Consider the following 20,949-nt stretch of genomic DNA (forward strand, 5'->3'; position numbering starts at 1 on the left):
GGTTACGACAGGCGGGGCTCGATCCAGCGCCGCGCATGCTCGAAATCGCGCGTGACCGCCGCCTGCGCCGCCGTCACGTCGCGCTGGCGCAGGGCCGCGATCAGGTCTTCATGCGGGTGGGTGCGGCCTTCATGCTCGACCTGGATCATCGGGCGTGACAGGGCATAGATCGGCCCGATCCGCATCCACAGGTTGCGCAGGATGTTGGCCGTAAGTGGCAGTTCGGCCAGGGTGGCCACCGTGGTGTGAAAATCGGCGTTGAAAGCCGCCATGCCCCCGTCATCACGCGCGCGTGATGCATCCATGAACTGATGCTGCAGGATGACCAGCGCCTCGATGCCGTGGGAAGAGGCGCGCTGGGCGGCGGCGGCGGCAAGGCGCATTTCAAGATCCATCCGCAGATCATGGATCTCGGCAAAGCTGCGCTGGGTCATGGCGGGCACGACGGCGGTGTTGCGGTCGTTGAGTTCGAGCGCATGCTCGGACACAAGCCGCAGCAGCGCCTCGCGCACCGGCGTGGGGCTCAGCCCGAGTTCAGCGGCAAGCGGACGCAGGACAAGCCGTTCGCCCGAGCGATACCGGCTACGGATCAACCCACGACGCACATGATCATAGGCTTCCTCGCTCAAGGCGCGGCGGGGAAGCTTTTCGGGCTGGCCTGCGGTGAATGCTACCATGCGCTTGAGTCATCCTTAATGCAAATAGGTCTTATTAATTCAGATCAATAATGATCTGGCCGTGAATGGCAACGCCTGTGCAGGCGAAAAACCTGCCTCAGCCCCCATTTTCTCGGGTTTATGGGCGTTTTGTCATGAAAGGTGGCCCATTTGGGGGGAACCACGCGCTCTTTCGGCCCGTTACGTCAGCAACCCCTTTCAACTGGCCTGCACCATGTGCGGGCCGCCACATACAGGGAAACCCATCATGGCCGATATTGCTGAAAATACGTTCCTGACCGACGTGAAGACCCTGCGCGAACGCGCGAAAAAAGCCATTGAAAAGGGTGCGCTCACCCCCGCCTATCAGGGCAATGTGCAGACCGCCATCGACCTGTTGCAAACCGTGGTGGCGACCGAGCTTGTGTGCGTGCTGCGCTATACGATGCACTCCATCTCCGTCGAGGGCATTACCAGCGAGAGCGTGGCCGCCGAGTTCGCCACCCACGCCAAGGAAGAACGCGCCCATATGATGTGGGCTGCCGCGCGCATCGACCAGCTTGGCGGCGTGCCCGACCTCTCGCCCGAGGGGCTGGCCACCCGCTCCGCCACTGAATACGGCAATGGCGGCAACCTTGTTGAAATGGTGCGCCAGAACCTCGTGGCCGAACGGCTGGTGATCGAGCATTACCGTGAACTGATCCGCTATTTCGCCGATCATGACCCCACAACGCGCATCATGCTCGAAAAGATCCTGGCGGAAGAGGAAGAGCACGCAACCGACATGCACGACCTGCTCGTTGCCCATGAGGGGCGTCCGTTCCTCGAATCCTGAACCTGGCCCCGCCGTTACTGACAGCCCGCGCGCACCCACCCTGCCTCCTTGCTACGGGGCGCGGGTGGCCTTGCCGCGCGCCATGACATGCCCGCACAAGGAAAACCGGATCATGATCCATATCTCGGCCAAACCGAAAACCTATGACCTGTTCATCAATGGAGACTGGCGCAAGCCGGGCACGTCCGGGTGCGACACCATCCACAACCCCGCCACGGGCACTGTTCTGGCCACGGTGGCCGTGGCGAGCGAGGATGACGTCAACACCGCACTTGAGGCGGCACAGGCGGCTTTTCCCGCATGGAGCAGGCGGGTCGCAACCGAGCGGGCGGATTATCTCTATCGCCTGATTGAACTGATCAGGCGCGACAGCGAAAAGCTGGCCCGCATCATCACCCTGGAGAACGGCAAGCCGCTGAAGGAAGCCCGCATCGAAGTGGGCTTCGCCATCGAGCTGATCCGCTTTGCCGCCGAGAACGTGCGCCGGCTTGAAGGCAACATCATTCCCGGTAGCCGGCCGGGCGAGAAAATCCTGATCGAGAAGATCCCCCACGGCGTGGTGGCGGGCATCTCGGCATGGAATTTTCCGCTTGCGCTGACCGCGCGCAAGCTTGGCCCGGCATTGGCCGCTGGCAACACATTCGTCATCAAGCCGCATGAACTCACCCCGCTTTCCACCTTTGCGCTGGCCGAACTTTCGGTCGAGGCAGGCTTCCCCAAAGGCGTGTTCAATGTCGTGACCGGCGGCGGCGCCACGGTGGGCAATGCGCTGGTGACCAATCCCATCACCAAGCTCATCACCATGACCGGCAGCACGCCCGCAGGCCGCAAGATCATGGCCGCAGCCTCCGAAGGGCTGAAGGAAGTGCGGCTTGAACTCGGCGGCAAGGCCCCGTTCATCGTGATGGAGGATGCCGATATTGAAAAGGCGGTGGATGCAGCCGTTGCCGCGCGCTTCATGAATTGCGGGCAGGTCTGCACGGCCAACGAGCGCACCTATGTGCACACCGCCGTGTATGACGAATTCCTCAAACGCCTGCGTGAAAAGGTGGCCGCGCTGAAAACCGGCAACCCGCTTGATGAAGCCACTGACATGGGCCCCAAGATCAGCGCCGCCGAACTCGAGAAGGTCGATGCCATCGTGCAGAAAGCCATCAGCCAGGGGGCGAAGGTCGAACTCGGCGGCAAGCGGCTGACCGGCGGCGCGTATGACCAGGGCAATTTCTACGCGCCCACCCTGCTGACGGGGGTGACGGCGGAGATGGACATTGCGCAGGACGAAGTGTTCGGCCCCGTGCTGTCGCTGATCCGCGTGAAAGACTTTGATGATGCCATAGCCCAGGCCAACAACTCGCGCTATGGCCTGTCGGCCTACATGTTCACGCAGAACCTTAAAAACATCATGCGCATGACCAACGAGCTGAACTTTGGCGAGATCTACGTCAACCGCGAAGGCGGGGAAGCTGCGCAGGGCTTCCACCACGGTTATGGCGATAGCGGCATTGGTGGCGAGGACGGCCAGTACGGGCTTGAAGCCTATGTCGATACCAAGACCGTCTATCTCAACGCATAGGCAGCACGGGCAGACACCATGCGCCATGGCGGCCCGGAGCAGTCCGGGCCGCGTTTTTCATGCGCCGTAACCAAACTATAGTGACCCGGACGGGCCTGTTATGGAGAGGGGCACATGGGCAGATACTACTATATGGTGTGCATGGAGTGCGGCGAGGTGGTCAACCTTGGCAAGGCCGTTGCCTTCACCGATGACCGCCTTGCGGCACCGGACCCGCTCTATGGTTTTGCGTTCACGACGGATGGCCACCAGCATGATGATGGAGACGACATCTCCCCCGTAACCATCATGACATGGCGGTACCTGGAGCATTTCATGATGCGCCATCGCGGCCATGAACTCCGCGTGCTGCCCGACCTGATTGAAAAATATGAAAATGACCATTTCCCGGTCTATGCGCCCGGCGATCCGTTCGGAACCGATGAGTACCTGCCGGATGAAAGCTACTACCGCTCCCCCACCGGCCGCCCCGACCAGGACCGCGATGCGGCACGGGTGCCCGACAGCGTCGTGAAACGGTTAAAGGAGTTGCAGGCCCGAAAGAACGTATCCGTACCGATATGGGACACCGAAGACCAAGCCTGATGCACCGCAAAAACGCTACTCTTTTAAAAACCGATCCTTAAATCTGGCGCATCCACACCGTATCGATCGCATGGCTCGGGCTTTTGTGCATGACCACGCGGGCGCGCTCGCGCGTGGGCAGGATGTTCTGCTGCAGGTTGGGCAGGTTGATGCGCCGCCAGATGTCACGCGCAAGCTGCTCGGCCTCGCCTTCCGGCAGGTCGGCATAATGATGGAAATAGGAGCCGGGCTTGCGGAAGGCGGTTTTCTGCAACAGCAGGAAGCGTTTGACGTACCAGTCCTCGATCACCCTGGTATCAGCATCGAGATAGATCGAGAAGTCAAAGAAGTCAGACGCCATGAACGGCTGCTCGGACACGGTCTGGAGCACGTTCAGCCCCTCGAAGATCAGGATATCGGGCTGGTCGATGACCTGATAGCGATCGGGCACGATGTCATAGGCTTCGTGTGAGTAGACCGGCACCTTGAGGTTGCGCCCGCCTGCCTTCAGCGCCGACAGGAAACCGATCATCTGCCGCAGGTCATAACTTTCGGGGAAGCCCTTGCGGTGCATGAGGTTGCGCTTTTCCAGCGCGCGCGTGGGCAGCAGGAAGCCATCGGTCGTGACCAGCGCCACGTTGGGGTGGTCTGGCCAGCGCGACAGCACGGCCTGCAGCAGGCGGGCAAACGTGCTCTTGCCCACCCCCACGCTGCCCGCGATGCCGATCACGAACGGCATGGTCACGCCCGGCCTGCCTATGAACGCGCTCTTGACCATGCTGTTGAGGCTGCGGGGGGCCATGACATGCAGGTTGAGCAGGCGCGACAGCGGCAGGTAGATCTCGGTTATGTCTTCCAGCGAGACCGGCTCGTTATGCCCACGCAGGGTGGCGATATCGGCCTCGCCCAGCGATTGCGGCACATTGGCGCGAAGGGCCGCCCATTCGGGGCGGGGAAAGATCAGGTAAGGCTGCACCGGGCCGGGAGCCGGATGCGTGGAGATGACGGGACGTGCGTCCAGCATGCAGTCCTCCATGCCCTTGTCCTTTCTGCTGTGGCGGCCCGCCCATGGCTGCAGGCCATCTGCCGCGTATCACCATCGCCTGCGCCAATCCAGAGATGGGCCGCCCAATTTAGCGTGTACGCCCGCCACAACCCGCCCCATTCCGCCCATCCTGACACAGACGTGACAATTGTGACACACCACGCCATGCCGCCCCGATGGTATGCACCCCACCGTGCCTTTAGCTGGCATCCCGCCCGCAGGCAGGCCATTTGCCCCCATGCGGCAGCCACGCCAATGACAGGATAGCGTCATGAACGATTCAACCATCCATCCGTTTTCCGCCACTCCCCGGCAGGGCGCGCCTGCGGACTGGACGGACGGGCATGCCCGCGCCACCCTGCGCTGCATTCTTGATGCCGCCATTCACAGCGCCCTGCCCGCCCAGGTGCTCGCGCGCCACCTGCCCCCCAAGCCAAAGGGCCGGTGCGTGGTGGTGGGCGCGGGCAAGGCCGCTGCCACCATGGCGGCCGCCCTTGAACAGGCCTGGCCGGATGTGGAAATGAGCGGCTGCGTGGTCACGCGCGATGGGCATGCCACTCCCACGCAGCGCATCCGCGTGCTGGAGGCCGCCCACCCCGTGCCCGACGACCGCAGCATGGCCGCAGGCCGTGCCATGATGGCGGAAGTAGCGGGTCTGGAACCTGATGATCTGGTCATCGCCCTGATTTCAGGCGGCGGATCAGCACTGCTGGAACTGCCCAAGGCAGGCGTGACGCTTGATGACCTGCGCGCCATCAACCGCGCCCTGCTGCATAGCGGGGCCAGCATACGCGACATGAACGTGGTGCGCCGCCACCTCTCGGCCATCAAGGGCGGTGGGCTGGCAGCCGCCGCCAGCCCCGCGCGGGTCGTAACACTCGCCATAAGCGACGTGCCGGGCGATGACCCGCTGACCATCGCGAGTGGCCCCACGGTGGCGGACCCCACCACACCTGCCGACGCCCGCGCCATCATTGCCCATTACGGCATTGCCCTGCCGGAGGCCGCGCAAAAGATGCTGGCCCATGATGCCGGGCCGATGGTGCTTTCGCCCGCCAATCAGGTCACGTTGATCGCAACGCCACTGATGGCGTTGCAGGCAGCAAGCCGCATGGCACGCGCATGCGGCCTGACGCCCCTTGTCCTGGGCGACGCGCTGGAAGGCGAAAGCCGCGACGCCGGCACGCTCATGGCTGGCATCGCCCTGTCGGCGCGCCTGCACGGCCTGCCCGTGGCGGGGCCTGCCGTGCTGCTTTCTGGTGGCGAGACGACAGTGAGCATCAACCCCGCCGGTCCTGCGCCGGGGCGCGGCGGGCGCAATACGGAGTTCCTGCTCTCTATGGCCTGCGCGCTGCAGGGGCAGCAGGGCATCTGGGCCATTGCGGCGGATAGCGATGGCATTGATGGCACCGAGGACGCGGCGGGGGCCATCATCACCCCCGATACGCTGGCCCGCGCCGAAGCCGCAGGCTGCAACCCGCGTGCCGCCCTGCACGCACATGACAGTTACACGGTGTTCCAGCAGACGGGCGATCTGGTCATGACCGGCCCCACGCTGACCAATGTGAACGACATCCGGGCCGTGCTGGTGCTGTAAGAACGGGTCTGCAAACGAATAAAAGACCGTTTGAAAAGTCAGCTCAAAAAACATCCAGAAATCATAAGGACGTTTCTGGTGAAGCTTTTTTCAAAAAGCGTCGAAGAACGCCGCCTTTTTGCAAAAAGGCGGCACCCAAAAACTTTTATCATTTTTTATCAATGGGTTGTTTTTAAACCGTCTCTTAAAAACGGCTTTACCAAAAACATCTTTACATGCAGCTATTTGCTACCCGGTTTGCCGAAGCTGAGCTGCGTGTCCGGCACGACAAAATGCTTGCCATCATCACTGTCGGACTGGTCATCATCGCCCGCCTGATTGGCATCATAGCCCGATGAGATCATCCGCATCGCCTCGGCATCCGGGGGGGGATGGTAATCCTCGGTGGCGCCATCCTCGTTGGGGCTGGGTGGCTTGGGCAGGTGGCGCGAGAGCGGGCGCAGGGCATTGTCGGCATGCGTGGCGTGGTGTCCCTCCCACGCGCTGCGCCCGAGCGGGCGGGGGGCTTCATCCACATCGGCCGGATCATTATTGTCGTCATGCCCGCCGCTACAGGCGGCAAGGCAGGCCAGCAAGCCGATCATTGCAAGACGTGGTCTCATTCCGGCTGCCCTTACCCCCGCTTTTCAGCCCCTGCTCCCCCGTGGCACAGGCCACGCCAGAGCGCAGGGACGATAGCCCGTTACAAGGGAACAGGCCAAGGGCAATCAGTCAGCCCCCTCCTCATCGGGGCCGACGAGCATGGCCTCGGCCACCACACCGGCCTGCTCGCGCACGCGGCGCTCGATATCGGCGGCCATTTCCGGGTGGTCGCGCAGGAACTGCTTGGCGTTTTCACGCCCCTGCCCGATGCGCTGGCTGTCGCATGAGAACCAGGCGCCGGACTTTTCAACAATGCCTGCCTTGACGCCAAGGTCGATCAGTTCGCCAACCTTGCTGATGCCTTCGCCGTACATGATGTCGAACTCGACCTGGCGGAAGGGCGGCGCCATCTTGTTCTTGACCACCTTGACGCGGGTCTGGTTGCCGGTCACCTCGTCCTTGTCCTTGATCGAGCCGATGCGGCGGATGTCCATGCGCACGGAGGCATAGAACTTCAGCGCGTTGCCGCCTGTCGTCGTCTCGGGGCTGCCGAACATCACGCCAATCTTGAGGCGTATCTGGTTGAGGAAGATCAGCATGGTGTTGGAGCGCGAGACCGAGCCGGTCAGCTTGCGCAGGGCCTGGCTCATGAGGCGGGCATGCAGCCCGACATGGCTGTCGCCCATGTCGCCCTCAAGCTCGGCGCGCGGCACGAGGGCGGCCACGCTATCGACCACCAGCACGTCAATCGCGCCCGAGCGCACCAGCGTGTCGGCAATCTCGAGCGCCTGCTCGCCCGCATCGGGCTGGCTGATCAGCAGGTTGTCCACATCCACGCCCAGCTTGCGGGCATAGCCGGGATCAAGCGCATGCTCGGCATCGATGAAGGCGCAGGTGCCCCCCTTGCGCTGCGCCTCGGCAATGGCGTGCAGCGCCATGGTGGTCTTGCCCGAGCTTTCGGGGCCATAAATCTCGACAATGCGGCCACGCGGCAGGCCGCCAATGCCCAGTGCGATGTCGAGACCGAGCGAGCCGGTGGAAATCACATCCACCTGCTCGGACGGGCGCTCGCCCATGCGCATGATCGAACCCTTGCCGAACGCACGCTCGATCTGGCTCAATGCCCCTTCCAGGGCCTTGCTTTTATCTATACCCGGAGCCTGTGCCATTGCCTGCCTACCTGCTTCTTGTGGAATGAAACCTTATAACGGGCACCCTGCCCTGCCACGCCAGCCCGGAACAGGGGCGGGTCATGTCCTGCAATATGGAACAAAACAGGATCATTTACAATGGCCCTGTTCCCATCCTGCCCCGATAATGATGGCCCGCCGCGCAATAACCGCCGTTTAGCGCGGCCCCATGGCCAGCCCCGCGCCACGCGGGTCGGTCACGGCGGTGCAGGTTGCGCCATCACCCGGCAGGCCACGCGGGCAGGATATGGCGTTGACGCGGCCCTGCGCAGTTACAGGATGGGCATCGGGCGTCTGGCTTGCAAGGAGCTGGCGCATGGCAATCCCGGTTGCCGCCGCCGCATCGTTCTGGCCCGAGCCTGCCACCACCGCGCGGAAGGCACGGCCCTGGCTGGCAATGGCGGCAGCATAAAGCGGCTGCGGCAGGCGCGCGGGCGAGGCGCCGAGCACGATGCCGGTATTGCCCGCCATGCGCCCGGTGCCAAACAGGTTGTCCATGCTCAGGCTGCACGCCACCGCCATGCCCGCGTGGTCAACCACGGTAAACGAGGTGGACGCAGGCAGCGATGGCAGGCCGCCGCCACTGCCGCCCCCTGCATTGACAAAGGCCTGCGCGCGGGCGGTCAGGTCATCGCCCGTGCCGCTGGCGTGGCTGCCGTTCTGTGCCCGCCAGCCCGCAACACTGGCCTGCGCGCGGGTTGCCGCATCGGATGATGCGGCCGTGCGGAATGCCACCGCGGCACCCAGCCCGCCATCGGCAGGCGGCGGCAGGAAGCTGACCTGCGTCTCGCCACTGCTCACCGATAGCGGCAGGCGCTCGGTGGGAATGGCCGCGCGCATGTCGGCCATGGTCAGGCCACCGCCAGCCTTCTGGCTGCCCGCCACAAAGGACTGGCCCAGCGCGCCGTTATAAAGATCACCCACGCCCATGCTGCGGATCTGGTCCAGCGCGCCCGAAAGATGGGTCTGCACCAGCGCATCGCCCTCGGCCAGCGCCTTGCCGTCCGAGCGGGCAAAGACCGCGCGCACGCCCGCATCGGCGAGCAGGGGCACCTGAACGGCGGCGAGATCGGTGGCAAGCTGGCGGCTTACATTGATGCCATTGGCCGCAAGCGTAATCGCCCCCGGCACCATCTCAGAAAACGCGGCCGAGCCATATTGCAGATGCATGAGATAAAGCCCGCGCGCCAGCATGGGCACCGCTGCCGGGCGGTCGGCATGTGGCATGCCCACCCCGTCAACTGTCCCTGCCACGGGCAGGAACATGAAGGCGCGGCCGCCGTTCTGGTCACCGGGGCGGTAGGCAAGGCATGCCCCGCCCGCACCAAGCGAGGCCCGTGACGGCAGGGTCACGGCCAGGGCAAACCCCATGGCCGTGGCCGCATCCGCCGCATTGCCGCCGCGCTGGAGAATGTCACGCCCGACCAGAGTGGCCTGCGGCTCATCGGAGGAGACCGTGCCGATCAGTTGCCCCGGCGAGGGACCAAACATGCTCGAGACGATTTTGACGGGTGAATAGTTCTTGAAGGCGCAACCCGTAACCGAAAGGGCCAGAACAGCACAAAGCGCCGTACGCATGGACCGACGGGCGACAGGGGTGATCGACGAATGCTCAGGCACGCAACGCTTCTCCAATGGGCAGGTCGGCTTCATTCCGTTCAACGGCTCATAACGGCCGCGCGATCGTAGCAGACCCTTCACGACTTAGCGGCGTTCCGGGCCATCGGCAACAGGCATGGCGCCCGCGCGGTGGCATGGCCCATTTCTTTCCGCTGCCCGATCCTTTACACACCACCCTATCGCGACATGACAACGGAGCAAACCCGTGACCTTTCTTTCGCCCCGCCACAACCGGCCACGCCTGCTGCCCACCCTGCTCGCCACGGGGGCAATGCTGGCTGCCACGGCGGGCGCGGGCCGGGCTGCAGAGGCACAGGCCAGTTTCACCCCCGCCCAGCGGCAGGAAATTGTCGAGATCATGCGCAACGCGCTGAAAACCGATCCCACCATCCTGTCAGACGCCATTGCCGCCCTGCGCACCAGCGCCAATGCCGCCCAGCAGAATGCCGCCCGTTCCGCGCTGGAAAGCCACCGCGCCGACCTGACCACGCCAACGGCGACCGATGGCGTGCTGGGCAATGCAAAAGGGCAGACCACCGTTGTCGAATTCTATGACCCCCGCTGCCCTTACTGCCGCAAGGTGCTGCCCGACCTCGACCGCCTGACGCGCGAGAACAGGGACCTGCGCATTATTGAAAAGGTCATTCCCGTGCTCGGCCAGCCCAGCCTGATTGCATCGCAGGCGCTTGTGGCGGCCTTCGTGCAGGGCGGGCAGGAAGGTTATTTCCGCATGCAGGGTGTGGTGATGAACGATTCCGTGCAGCCCACGGTCGAGCGCATGCGCACGCTGGCCACCCAGGCCGGGCTGAATGCCACCCAGCTTGTCAGTGACATGAATGGTGCCAAGGTCACGTCCATCCTGCAGGCCAATATGGAACTCGCGCGCGCGATCGGGCTTGATGGCACGCCCACCTTCGTGTTCAACGCCCGCCAGATCATTCCCGGCGCCGTCAGCTACGATGACCTGAAGAAGGCCATCGCGCAGAACCATTAAGATAGAGAATAAACATTTTCAGGCGCCGCCTTTTTTCAAACAAGGCGGCGTTCTTTTCGAAGCTTTTTGCAAAAAGCTTCACCAAAAACCTTTATTCTTTTCAGGGCTTTGCAATAAGGCATTCTTTCCGGCCTTCCGTGCTGACGGGAGGCCGGAAAAGGGTATTGCCTCAGGCCATGGCCACGGCGGAGGCATCGGCCAGGTCATTGACCCGCAGCAGGTGGCCCAGGGCCGCCACCATCTCGTCCATCATCGCATCCGTATGGCGCGGCCCCGGCGTAAGGCGCAGGCGCTCGGTGCCACGGGGCACGGTGGGGTAGTTGATGGGGGTTGTGTACATGCCGTAATCATTGAGCAGCCGGTCGCTCAGTTCGCGGCAGCGCCGGGCATCGCCCACAGGGATGGGCACGATATGGCTCGGCGTCATGTTGAACGGAATGCCCGCTGCCCGCAGCTTGGCACGGAAGGTATCGACACGCTCGAAAATACGCTCGCGCCGCCAGTTATCCTTGCGCACCTGCTTCACACTCGCCAGCGCCGCCGCCACAACCGCAGGCGGCAGCGCGGTGGTAAAGATGAAGCCCGAGGCGTTCAGGCGCAGATATTCCACGATATTGCTCGAAGCGGTGATGTAGCCGCCATGCACGCCAAAGCCCTTGGCCAGCGTGCCCTCGATGATGTCCACCTGGTCGGCCACGCCATCGCGCTGCGACACGCCACCGCCCTGCGCGCCATACAGGCCCACGGCATGCACTTCATCAAGGTAGGTCATGGCGCCGTATTTACGCGCCAGCGCGCAGGTGCCCGCGATGTCGGCTATGTCGCCATCCATCGAATACACGCTCTCGAACGCGATCAGCTTGGGCGCATCCTTGGGGGCGGCGGCCAGCTTGGCTTCAAGGTCGGCAAGGTCGTTATGCTCGAAAATGACCGTGCTCGACCCGCGCGCGCCCTTGATGCCCGCAATCATGGAGGCATGGTTCAGCCGGTCGGAAAAACAGATCCAGCCGGGCATGCTTGTCAGGATGGTCTGGAGCGATGCCTGGTTCGAAACATAGCCCGAGCCGAACAGCAGCCCCGCTTCCTTGCCGTGCAGGTCGGCGAGTTCCGCCTCCAGCGCGGTGTGCACCGGGCTCGTGCCCGCGATGTTGCGCGTGCCACCAGCACCTGCGCCATGCTCATGGATGGCGCGGATGGCCGCCTCGACCACAACAGGCTCGACCCCCATGCCAAGGTAGTCATTGGAGGACCAGACCACCACCTCCCGGTCTTCGGGGCAGGCGGGCGTGGATGGCGTGGGCGCGGTTTCGGGCTGCTCGTATAGCGGGTAGCGGTCGGCCAGCCGTGACAGGGGCGTAAACTGCCGGTACCGCCCCTGGGCGCGGATATCGGCCAGCGCCGTCTGGCAGAACCGGAAAAAGGGATGCCCATCCACATGATTACTGGACACTGCTGGTTTTCTCCATGCCATACCCCGCTCGTGTTTACGGGGCCTTCATTCATTACGCCCACCGTGCGGGGTGGCTCAGGCCGGGGGATGGAAGCCCCCCTCATCGGCGCTAGAGCGGGCGGTCAACCACCGGCAACCGGGCCTTTATGGCATGATGGGGGCGGAAATTGCAAAAGCGCATTGAACTACTCGACGTAAATGCAGACCTGCGTTGCGCTGTCGGCGGGCACGCCCCGGGCATCCATCTCGGTCTGGGCGGTGCCCGCGCCCGCATCCATCACCGCCTGCAGCACCGGCTGGCCGTCCGTGTCCACCGCGGCCTTCATGTCCGGCACGCCGCTTGCGGCGCCCACCGGCACATTGACCACGATGGTGAACAGAGCATTGGGCTTGCGCGCAAGCGCATCGGCCACGGCGGCCCTGACCGCGGGTTGCCACTGCGCGGGCGGCGTGCCCGCCACGATGGTGACGAGCGGCGGCCTTTCGATGCTCGCAACCTGCGGAACCGGCGTGCTCGGCAGCTTTGGCGGGTCGCCTGCGTGGCGGTTGAAGGTTTTCTGGCTGACCAGCCGGCATCCGCTCATGGCTGGCAGGCACAGGATGGCTGCCAGAACGGCGCGGCGGACAAGGCGGGAGGACGGACGGGACATGACCTGTTACCGATACAGTATCCACCCCGCCCGGCATAGGGGCGCGCGCAGCAATGTTGCCGCAATGCACCGGGCGCAGTAACAGTACCCACCGGCTCCGACCGATCATACCCTGCTCCATGGACGATGCCGCATGCCCGAAGACCAAGAAGCCCTCGTAATTTCGCCTGCCCTGCAACCAGAAGCCCCTTCCATGCCCGATCGGCTGGCAACGGCGATCCGCCATGCCATCGGCGTTCATGAAACCGACCGGCGGCATGCGCCGCACGCCCGGGTCATGGCCGGGCTGTGCGCGGTGCTGTGGAGTCGCTTCCTGCGCTTCGACCCCGCCAGCCCCGACTGGCCGGACCGTGACCGCCTGGTCATTTCCTCGCCGCGCTACCGGGTGCTGCCGCGCATCATGGCCGAACTGTCGGGCCAGGCGTCGCGCCCCGGCGCGCCTGCCGCGAGCGACCGGCAGGCCTGCGGCCCCAACGGGCAGGGGCTGGGGGCGGCGATCGGCATGGCGCTGGCCGAGCAGAAGCTCGCTGCCCGCTTTGGCCGCGCGGTGGTCAACCACCGCGTATGGGCGCTGGGGTGCTGGAGCGAGCTTTCCACCGGTGTGGCACTGGAAAGCGCCGCCCTGGCAGGGCAGCTCGGCCTTGACCGCGTGACCCTGGTGGTGGGCCTGTGGAGCACCGAGCGCGAGGAGGTGGACACCATCCTGCCGCGCTACAGCGCATCGGGCTGGTCGGTGCGCAAGGTTGATGCGGGCAATACCGAACAGATCGCAAGCGTCATCGCCTCTGCCCAGCGCACGCACAAGCCGTGCCTGATCGCCTGCATCGCCCCGCCTGAAACCGATCCGCCACCGCCCTTTGTCGATGATCCGGGCCTGTGGGCGGGGGCTGCGCGCCGGGGGGCGAGCGCGCGGCGCTCGTGGCTGCGCCGCCTGTTCAAGGACCGGCAGAAAGCCGAGTTCGAGCGCATGGCCCGCAACCAGCGCCCCGCCTTCTGGCAGCCTGACTGGCAGCGTTCGTGGCGCGAGCACAGCGCGCTGCTCGCCCGTGCCTCGCCCGCCTTCTCGGCTCGGCGCGGGCTCGAAACCCTGCATGAACTGCTGCCCGAACTGACCTGCCTGCGCTCGCGCCAGGGCATGATGCCCGATTTTTCCGCCCTGCGGCGCAGCAGCGGCGAGCCCGATCTTTCATGCGGCACGCAGGTGCATGGCATGGCCGCCCTGCTCAACGGCATTGCGCTGCATGGCGGGCTGCTGGCCTTTGGCGCCACCACCATCATCGCGGTGGATCGCATGCGCCCTGCCCTGCGCTACGCCGCCATGACCGGCCAGCAGGTGATCTACCTGCTCAGCGATGACGACCTGCCGCGCGGCGAGCATGCGGGCGGCTGGCAGCCCGTCGAGCAACTGGCCAGCCTGCGCGCCATGCCCAACATGGCGCTGTTCCGCCCCGCCGACCACCGCGAGACCATGGAATGCATGGAACTGGCCCTGCGGCGCACGACCGGGCCGAGCCTGCTGGTGCTGGAATCCGCCCCCTCGATTGCCGCCGCCGTGCCCGAGCGCGAGCAGCATGGCCTGACCAACCTGTGTGCGCGCGGCGGCTACGTGCTGGCCGAGGCGGAAGGCCCGCGCCAGGTTACGCTGGTGGCCACGGGGCATGAGGCCATCGTGGCGCTGGGCGCGCGCGCGCTGCTGCGCGCGGCAAGCATCGGGGCGGCGGTTGTATCACTTCCGTGCTGGGAACTGTTCGCCGCCCAAAAAATGACGTATCGTGCTGCCGTGCTGGGAACAGCGCCCCGGATCGGAATCGAGGCCGCATCGGGTTTTGGATGGGATCGCTGGCTTGGAACGGGCGGGCTGTTCGTGGGCATTGACGGGTTCGGGGCCACCCCCACGCCTGATGCGCCTGACAGCCTGGCCGACATCACGCCGGAGCGGATCTGCCGCGACGCCATGCGGCTGCTCCGCACCCATGACGGAACCGCGATGGAAACCGTGGGAGGAAACGGCGCGCCTCCACCATCAGGGACGGCATCGCTCGATGCCAGTGTGTGAACATGTCTGACCCTTACGGAGATAATAAGAACATGGCTGTTAAAGTCGCAATAAACGGTTTTGGTCGCATCGGTCGCCTCGTGCTGCGTGGCATCATTGAAAGCGGGCGCACCGATGTGGTGCCGGTCGCGATCAATGACCTGGGCAGCGTGGCCGACAACGCACACCTGCTGTCGTATGACAGCGTGCACGGGCGCTTCCCCGCCGAGGTGAAGGTTGAAGGCAACCAGATCATCATCACGGCCAATGGCCGCACCTACGCGCCCATCACCGTCTCGGCCGAGGCGGACCCCACAAAGGTGCCCTTCAAGGGCGTGGACGTGGCGCTCGAATGCACCGGCCGCTTTACCGACAAGGAAAAGGCCGCCCAGCTGATTACCGCAGGCGCGCGCAAGGTGATCGTGTCCGCCCCGGCATCGGGCGTGGACGCCACCATCGTTTACGGCGTGAACCAGGACGTGCTGACGCCTGACATGACCGTCATCTCGAACGCGTCATGCACCACCAACTGCCTTGCCCCGGTGGCCAAGGTGCTTGATGACACGTTCGGCATCGAATGTGGCTACATGGTCACCATCCACTCCTATACCGGCGACCAGCGCACGGTGGACACACTGCACAAGGACCTGCGCCGTGCCCGTGGCGCCGCGCTGAACATGATCCCGACCTCGACCGGGGCCGCGCGCGCCGTGGGGCTGGTACTGCCGCACCTCAAGGGCAGGCTCGATGGCACCGCCATCCGCGTGCCGACCCCCAACGTGTCGCTCGTCTCGCTCGACTTCGTGCCCAAAAAGGCCCCGGCCTCCGTCGAGGAAGTGAATGCAGCCCTGCTGAAAGCCTCCGAGTCGGGCCCGCTCAAGGGCATCCTCGCCTACAACACCGCGCCGCTGGTCAGCACCGACTTCAACCACTCGCCCGCCTCCTCCACCTTCGATGCCACCCAGACGGCGGTGATTGATGGCGGCAAGCTGGTGCGCATCTGCAGCTGGTACGACAATGAGTGGGGCTTCTCCAACCGCATGGCCGACACGGCCGCCGTATTCGGTGCCCTGTAATGGGTGCCGCAAGCTTCAAGACGCTCGATGACCTTGATGCCACGGGCAAGAAGGTCCTCCTGCGCGCTGATCTGAACGTGCCGGTGCGCAACGCCCAGATCACGGACGCCACGCGCATCCTGCGCCTGCTGCCCACCATTCAGGAACTGGCCCAGAAGGGCGCGAAGGTGATTGTGGTCAGTCACTTCGACCGCCCCAAGGGCAAGCCGGTGCCTGAAATGTCGCTCGGCCCGATCGCCAACGCGCTTGGGGATGCACTTGGCCGCCCGGTCACCTTTGTCGATGACTGCACCGGCCCCAAGGTGCAGCAGGCGGTTGACGCCATGCAGGATGGCGACGTGGTGGTGCTGGAAAATACCCGCTTCTACCCCGGCGAGGAGCAGAACGACCCGGCGCTGGCCAAGGAATTCGCCTCCCTGGCCGACTATTACGTCAATGATGCGTTCTCCGCCGCCCACCGCGCCCATGCCTCGACCGAGGGCGTGGCCCGGCTGCTGCCCTCCTTTGCAGGCCGCCTGATGGAGACGGAACTCAACGCGCTCAACATCGCGCTTGAAAACCCCGCACGCCCGGTGGGCGCGATCGTGGGCGGGGCCAAGATCTCGACCAAGCTCGACCTGATCGGCAACCTGCTTGAAAAAGTGGACATGCTGATTATTGGCGGCGCGATGGCCAACACCTTCCTCGCTGCCCAAGGCGTGGATGTGGGCCGCTCGCTGCAGGAGGCCGAGATGCACGACACCGCGCGTGCCATCATGGCCAAGGCGAAGGAAAAGAACTGCGAAATCATCCTGCCGGTTGATGTGGTGACCGCAACCGACTTCAGGGCCGACGTGCCCACGCGCACGGTGCCGGTCAATGCCATTCCGGCTGACGCCATGGCGCTCGACGTGGGGCCGGAGACGGTCAGGCTGATCAACGGGAAGCTCGCCACGCTGAAAACGCTGGTCTGGAACGGCCCGCTTGGCGCGTTCGAGATCACGCCGTTCGATACGGCCACCAATGAAGTCGCCCGCGAGGTGGGCCGCCTGACCGATGCAGGCGCGCTCAAGAGCATTGCAGGCGGTGGTGATACGGTCTCCGCCCTGCGCCATGCGGGGGTGGAGAAGCATATCTCCTACATCTCGAGTGCTGGCGGCGCCTTCCTTGAATGGCTGGAAGGCAAGACGCTGCCCGGCATCATGGCGCTTGAAGCCGTGTTTGAACGGGCCATGCCCATCTGACCGGCCACCCCGTTACGTGAAGGAAGGGACCATCATCAGGTGGTCCCTTTTTTCATGAACAATACGTTGAAATGACAGAAGTCTTTGGTGAAGCTTTTTTCAAAAAGCTTTGAAAGGCGACACCCAAAAACTTCCCTTTATTGTTCCTAGCGGTTGTAGGGGTTTGTATCCACGCGCACGGCCTTGCCGGTGCGGTCGTAATACAGCACGGCGGTGCCGCGCTTCTCGGCATAGCCATCCGGCTCGCCGGCGGGGGTCCAGAACAGCAGGCGGTTCACGTCTGGCTGTTCCTTGATCCTGTCACCCTTGGGGATGAAGCGGTACTGGCTGTAATCCATATGCAGCGTGGGAAGCGGCGGCTTTTTGGAAAGCTGGTGCATGGTGGCATGACGCTGCGAGGCCTCGCCGGGGTCTTCATTGCCCGCATCGGCATGACCGCCCTCCGCCATGGCCATGCCTGGCGCAACAGCAGCACCCAGCCACGCAGCAAGGACCAAATGCCGTAACCTGATGGACATGAGCGCAGGCCTTTCCGTTTTTCCCGATTGCGGGGCCACCATCCCCCTTTTCCCGGCCTGACGCAATATGCGCCGTGACACGCCTGCCTTACTGGAAAGGCAGGTAGCGGAAATCGAAGAAGATCTCGCTCAGGCTGGTCGTGGGCGCGCCACCCATGCCACCCCATGTATGCACCCGCGAATAGGCCAGTTGCGTGCCCGCCTGCACCGTGCCGTACTGGCCGTGGATGAAGCGATACCAGGCTCCGATGGTAAACTCCTCCACCGAGCGGATATTGGCCGTGCAGCCGCCGAGTGCCGCGGAGTTGAGGTCCGAGCCTTCGGTCATGCAGCCCGTATTGTCGGCATTGGGGTTGCCGTAGCCATAGGTGCCGCCATCTTCGTCAAAATAACTGCGGCCCGAACGCTGCATGCCGAAATAGCCATACACGTCGATCACCTTGTTGGGGTGCGCGATCACGCCTGCCGTGGTCTGCGCGCTTGACAGCAGGGCGGGCGCGCCATTGGCGCGCAGCGTGGCATCAGGCAGCAGCACCGAGCCGTAGCGGCCAATGCCCTTGCCCGCCAGCCCTGCCAGCCGCACTTCCAGCCGGTGGGGAATGACCGGCAGGATCATCGAGCCGCCCGCCCCCCAGGCAATGGCGGTATGGTTCTCGCCCACGCCGTTGATGACCGAACGGTCATGTGGAAAGTGGACCACGCCCTCGACCTCGTAATGGCCCCATGAGGGGTCCCATGCCAGCTTGCCGATGATGTCGGGCGCGATCTCGTTGGAATAGTTGGTGGTGGCGCTGCTCAGCCCCACGCCGTTCGAGCCGAGCTTGGCATAGCCGCCATTGGCCAGGCTGTATTCGCCATTGTCACCCGCGGCGGAGAAGCCGGTGGTGTCATAGATGGTGGCCGGGTTCTCGATCGACAGGCCGGTCCACAGGCGATGCTTGAGGAAGTCCTTGACGATGCGCACCTGCCACTGCCGCGACCAGGTCTGGCCCGCGAGGATGGAGGATTCAATCGTTTCGGGCAGGCTTTCCTGGCGGGGCACGATGCCCACGCGGTCTGGCGTGAGCATGGTCCAGGCCTGGCCGATGAGGAAATGCGTGTCCGCGCGCGAATCATCCAGCGTCAGGTAAGCCTGCCGCAGCCGGGGCACGTAGGAATTGCTCTCGTACGGGTTGGTGGTCTCGGCACTCGCGCCAAAATCGGTTTCCACAAAGCCCGCCACGGTCAGGTGCGGGTTGAGCTGCCCGCGCGCCATAAGCGAGAAGCGCGAATACCGCGCATCGCCATTGAAATTGGTGGTGTGGAAATTCGAACTGTCGCGGAAGGGGATGGCATTCCAGTAGTTGAAGATGCCCGATGACACCTGACGGTTCTCGACCAGCGCCGCCGCATCGAAAAATCCGCCAAGGATGATGGCCACCGGGCCAAGGTGGAACACCTTGCTGCCCAGCGCACCAGCCGACTGCGCGCCCACCGTCTCGCGGTTGTGGGGGCCGACATTGTTGTTGGCCATGTGCGAGATCAGGTCTTCCTCGCGATGCGCCACCACGGATTCAACCGTGGGCTGATCCCCAAGTTCTGATGTGGGGTCGGAATAGCCGCCGATATGGGGGCGACCCACGCGCTCGCCACCCGTCGCCTGCTGGGTTGCATGGCCTTCCACCGGCACCCAGCCGCCGCGCACATGCCCGCCCGAGCCCGTGACCTCAAGCGGGTGGCCCGCGCTGCCGCCGCCAGCCGCCGACGTGCCGCCAAGGCGGGCGCGGTGCTGGGCTATCTGCTGGTGCATGGCGGCAAGTTCATTTTGCAGGGCCTGCTGCTGCTGCTGCAGATGGGCCATCTGGCGTTCCATGATATCCAGCGATTCGGGATCCTCATCGCCCCATGCAGCAGCCATGGGCACCAGAACGGAACACAGCATGAGCAGGCTGGCCAGACGGCCGGCGGGCTTGCCGGAGAGGAACGGAATCTGCATTTATTGCCAGGAGGCCCCAGAACAGGTTCAAGACAGGATGTGACAAAACATGTCCGGCGGCCCGGGTAAATGATAATTTGTTTTAATAAGTCGTGATCCGCCGCGCCGTGCTGTTTGTGCCACGCCCGGCATGGCGGAATATGGCCGCACGGGCAGCCAATGTTACAAAATGTCAGGGCGGCGAGCCGTCAGCGCCATGACCGCATCCTTCCAGAACATGTCCTCCGGCGCGGGGGTCACGCTGCCGGTATCCACCGGGCCAAACCCCGCGCGCTGCAACAGCACCCCAAGCATGCGCCCGCGGTCATCAGGCTCAAGCGCCTGCCACAGCGCCGTGGCCTTTTGCGGTATGAAGCGCTCGCCATACGTAATGATGATCAGGCCGCCGGGTTGCAGCACGCGGGCCACTTCACGCAGCACCTGCACCGGCTGGCGCAAATAGGGCACGACATCGCACAGCAGTGCGGCATCCATGCTTTCATCGGCGAGTGGCAGGTCGGGGGTTTCGTTTATGTCCTCCACCACGCGGTCGGTCAGGCGGGTATTGGCATCAAGCGCCTGCGCATTCACGCCGATGCCGATCACACTGTCAAATGCCATGTCGGGCGGCAGGTGACTGTCCGGGCCTGCCATCAGGTCGAGGATGTTGCCATCCTCGGGCAGGAGCGTGCGATAAAGCGCTGTGATGGCTGTCTGCGCGCCCTGATCAAGCAAGGGGCCGGTGGGCCTGCGCGAATAGAACAGCGTATCGGACTCAGAAGAGGCGACGGTGAAGGAATGCGGGTGAAACCCGTGCAGGTCGTTCATGAATGTGCCAGACAGTGCAGGTGTAACAATGCGATACGGGGTGGGCGTATCACGCCCCGTGCCTTGGAGAACAGGAGAAAAGCCGAATGGCCCGCATGATCCATTCCATGATCCGCGTGCTTGATGAAGCCGCGAGCCTTGCCTTCTATGAAACCGCCTTCGGCCTGAAAGTGGCCGACCGGCTTGTTTTTGATAGCTTCAGCCTTATCTACCTGTCGAATGATGAACAGACATTTGAACTGGAACTGACCGTCAACCACGGGCGCACCAAGCCCTATGACCTTGGTGATGGCTATGGGCACCTTGCCGTGTCAGTCGCCGATGTGGATGCCGAGCATGCCCGGCTGACCAAAGCAGGCCTTGCGCCGCTGGCGGTGAAGGACATGGCGTGTGGCGAACGGTTCGTGGGCAGGTTCTTCTTCATCACCGACCCCGATGGCTACAAGATCGAGGTGCTGCAGCGCGGAAAGCCGGGGCGTTTTATCTGATCGGGCTTGCAAGCGGGCGCAGGCGGTGCCATCCCGCTCGCATAAAGGGGTGGCGAACCGCTATACAGGAC

Annotated in this window: 19 protein-coding genes; 9 read left to right on the forward strand and 10 right to left on the reverse strand. The window is 64.1% G+C overall.

Translation table 11 applies throughout. From position 1 onward, the window contains the following. Positions 1 to 2: 2 nt before the first annotated feature. Positions 3 to 677: a GntR family transcriptional regulator gene (locus QEG70_RS07595; RefSeq protein WP_308720104.1), complete on the reverse strand. Its 675-nt coding sequence runs from the start codon at positions 675 to 677 to the stop codon at positions 3 to 5. A 247-nt stretch (positions 678 to 924) separates the two neighbouring features. Here QEG70_RS07595 and QEG70_RS07600 point away from each other — a divergent pair, with 247 nt between their 5' ends. From QEG70_RS07600 to QEG70_RS07610, 3 genes are all read left to right on the forward strand, one after another. Then, the gene (locus tag QEG70_RS07600) at positions 925 to 1,491 is read left to right on the forward strand and encodes a ferritin-like domain-containing protein (RefSeq protein ID WP_308720106.1); all 567 of its coding nucleotides are present in this window, start codon (positions 925 to 927) and stop codon (positions 1,489 to 1,491) included. 112 nt (positions 1,492 to 1,603) lie between these two features. After that, positions 1,604 to 3,064 (forward strand): aldehyde dehydrogenase, encoded by a 1,461-nt coding sequence (gene aldA / locus QEG70_RS07605; RefSeq protein ID WP_308720107.1) that lies wholly within the window; start codon positions 1,604 to 1,606, stop codon positions 3,062 to 3,064. A 114-nt stretch (positions 3,065 to 3,178) separates the two neighbouring features. Next, on the forward strand, positions 3,179 to 3,649 hold the full coding sequence (locus QEG70_RS07610; protein WP_308720108.1) for a hypothetical protein: 471 nt from the start codon (positions 3,179 to 3,181) through the stop codon (positions 3,647 to 3,649). Positions 3,650 to 3,686: 37 nt separating this feature from the next. On the opposite strand, the gene coaA is transcribed toward QEG70_RS07610, so the two are convergent. After that, positions 3,687 to 4,664, reverse strand: coding sequence for a type I pantothenate kinase (coaA, locus tag QEG70_RS07615; protein ID WP_308720109.1), 978 nt, complete (start codon positions 4,662 to 4,664; stop codon positions 3,687 to 3,689). Positions 4,665 to 4,944: 280 nt separating this feature from the next. Here coaA and QEG70_RS07620 point away from each other — a divergent pair, with 280 nt between their 5' ends. Next, positions 4,945 to 6,270, forward strand: a complete 1,326-nt coding sequence (locus QEG70_RS07620) for a glycerate kinase type-2 family protein (RefSeq protein WP_308720110.1) — start codon at positions 4,945 to 4,947, stop codon at positions 6,268 to 6,270. A 221-nt stretch (positions 6,271 to 6,491) separates the two neighbouring features. Here the strand turns inward: QEG70_RS07620 and QEG70_RS07625 are convergent, their stop codons facing one another. From QEG70_RS07625 to QEG70_RS07635, 3 genes are all read right to left on the reverse strand, one after another. After that, positions 6,492 to 6,872, reverse strand: coding sequence for a hypothetical protein (locus QEG70_RS07625; protein ID WP_308720111.1), 381 nt, complete (start codon positions 6,870 to 6,872; stop codon positions 6,492 to 6,494). A 105-nt stretch (positions 6,873 to 6,977) separates the two neighbouring features. Then, complete coding sequence (recA, locus tag QEG70_RS07630) at positions 6,978 to 8,021, reverse strand: recombinase RecA (protein WP_078526443.1); 1,044 nt, start codon at positions 8,019 to 8,021, stop codon at positions 6,978 to 6,980. A gap of 177 nt (positions 8,022 to 8,198) precedes the next feature. Then, entirely contained in the window at positions 8,199 to 9,620 is a 1,422-nt protein-coding gene (locus QEG70_RS07635) for a gamma-glutamyltransferase (RefSeq protein WP_308720231.1), read from the reverse strand. 247 nt (positions 9,621 to 9,867) lie between these two features. Here QEG70_RS07635 and QEG70_RS07640 point away from each other — a divergent pair, with 247 nt between their 5' ends. Beyond that, positions 9,868 to 10,656, forward strand: coding sequence for a DsbA family protein (locus QEG70_RS07640; protein ID WP_308720112.1), 789 nt, complete (start codon positions 9,868 to 9,870; stop codon positions 10,654 to 10,656). 169 nt (positions 10,657 to 10,825) lie between these two features. Here the strand turns inward: QEG70_RS07640 and hemA are convergent, their stop codons facing one another. After that, complete coding sequence (gene hemA, locus QEG70_RS07645) at positions 10,826 to 12,127, reverse strand: 5-aminolevulinate synthase (protein ID WP_308720113.1); 1,302 nt, start codon at positions 12,125 to 12,127, stop codon at positions 10,826 to 10,828. Between the two features lie 164 nt (positions 12,128 to 12,291). Then, a complete protein-coding gene (locus tag QEG70_RS07650; protein ID WP_308720114.1) occupies positions 12,292 to 12,756 on the reverse strand; it encodes a hypothetical protein in 465 nt (154 codons plus the stop codon). Between the two features lie 133 nt (positions 12,757 to 12,889). Between QEG70_RS07650 and QEG70_RS07655 the strand changes: the two genes are divergently transcribed. The 3 genes from QEG70_RS07655 to QEG70_RS07665 are packed head-to-tail and all read left to right on the forward strand — an operon-like array spanning position 12,890 to position 17,090. Continuing rightward, positions 12,890 to 14,812 (forward strand): transketolase-like TK C-terminal-containing protein, encoded by a 1,923-nt coding sequence (locus QEG70_RS07655; protein ID WP_308720115.1) that lies wholly within the window; start codon positions 12,890 to 12,892, stop codon positions 14,810 to 14,812. Between the two features lie 32 nt (positions 14,813 to 14,844). Continuing rightward, positions 14,845 to 15,867, forward strand: coding sequence for a type I glyceraldehyde-3-phosphate dehydrogenase (gene gap, locus QEG70_RS07660; protein ID WP_308720116.1), 1,023 nt, complete (start codon positions 14,845 to 14,847; stop codon positions 15,865 to 15,867). Then, positions 15,867 to 17,090: a phosphoglycerate kinase gene (locus QEG70_RS07665; RefSeq protein WP_308720117.1), complete on the forward strand. Its 1,224-nt coding sequence runs from the start codon at positions 15,867 to 15,869 to the stop codon at positions 17,088 to 17,090. The genes gap and QEG70_RS07665 overlap by 1 nt, the downstream gene beginning before the upstream one ends. Positions 17,091 to 17,236: 146 nt before the next feature. Here the strand turns inward: QEG70_RS07665 and QEG70_RS07670 are convergent, their stop codons facing one another. The 3 genes from QEG70_RS07670 to QEG70_RS07680 form a co-directional block, all read right to left on the reverse strand. Further along, entirely contained in the window at positions 17,237 to 17,539 is a 303-nt protein-coding gene (locus tag QEG70_RS07670; protein ID WP_308720232.1) for a hypothetical protein, read from the reverse strand. Between the two features lie 157 nt (positions 17,540 to 17,696). Then, the gene (locus QEG70_RS07675; RefSeq protein WP_308720118.1) at positions 17,697 to 19,583 is read right to left on the reverse strand and encodes a hypothetical protein; all 1,887 of its coding nucleotides are present in this window, start codon (positions 19,581 to 19,583) and stop codon (positions 17,697 to 17,699) included. A gap of 162 nt (positions 19,584 to 19,745) precedes the next feature. Beyond that, entirely contained in the window at positions 19,746 to 20,390 is a 645-nt protein-coding gene (locus tag QEG70_RS07680; RefSeq protein ID WP_308720119.1) for a class I SAM-dependent methyltransferase, read from the reverse strand. An 86-nt stretch (positions 20,391 to 20,476) separates the two neighbouring features. Between QEG70_RS07680 and QEG70_RS07685 the strand changes: the two genes are divergently transcribed. Beyond that, a complete protein-coding gene (locus QEG70_RS07685) occupies positions 20,477 to 20,878 on the forward strand; it encodes a VOC family protein (RefSeq protein WP_308720120.1) in 402 nt (133 codons plus the stop codon). Positions 20,879 to 20,949: the final 71 nt, after the last annotated feature.

Source organism: Komagataeibacter xylinus (assembly GCF_031081985.1).
Taxonomy (GTDB): domain Bacteria; phylum Pseudomonadota; class Alphaproteobacteria; order Acetobacterales; family Acetobacteraceae; genus Komagataeibacter; species Komagataeibacter xylinus_E.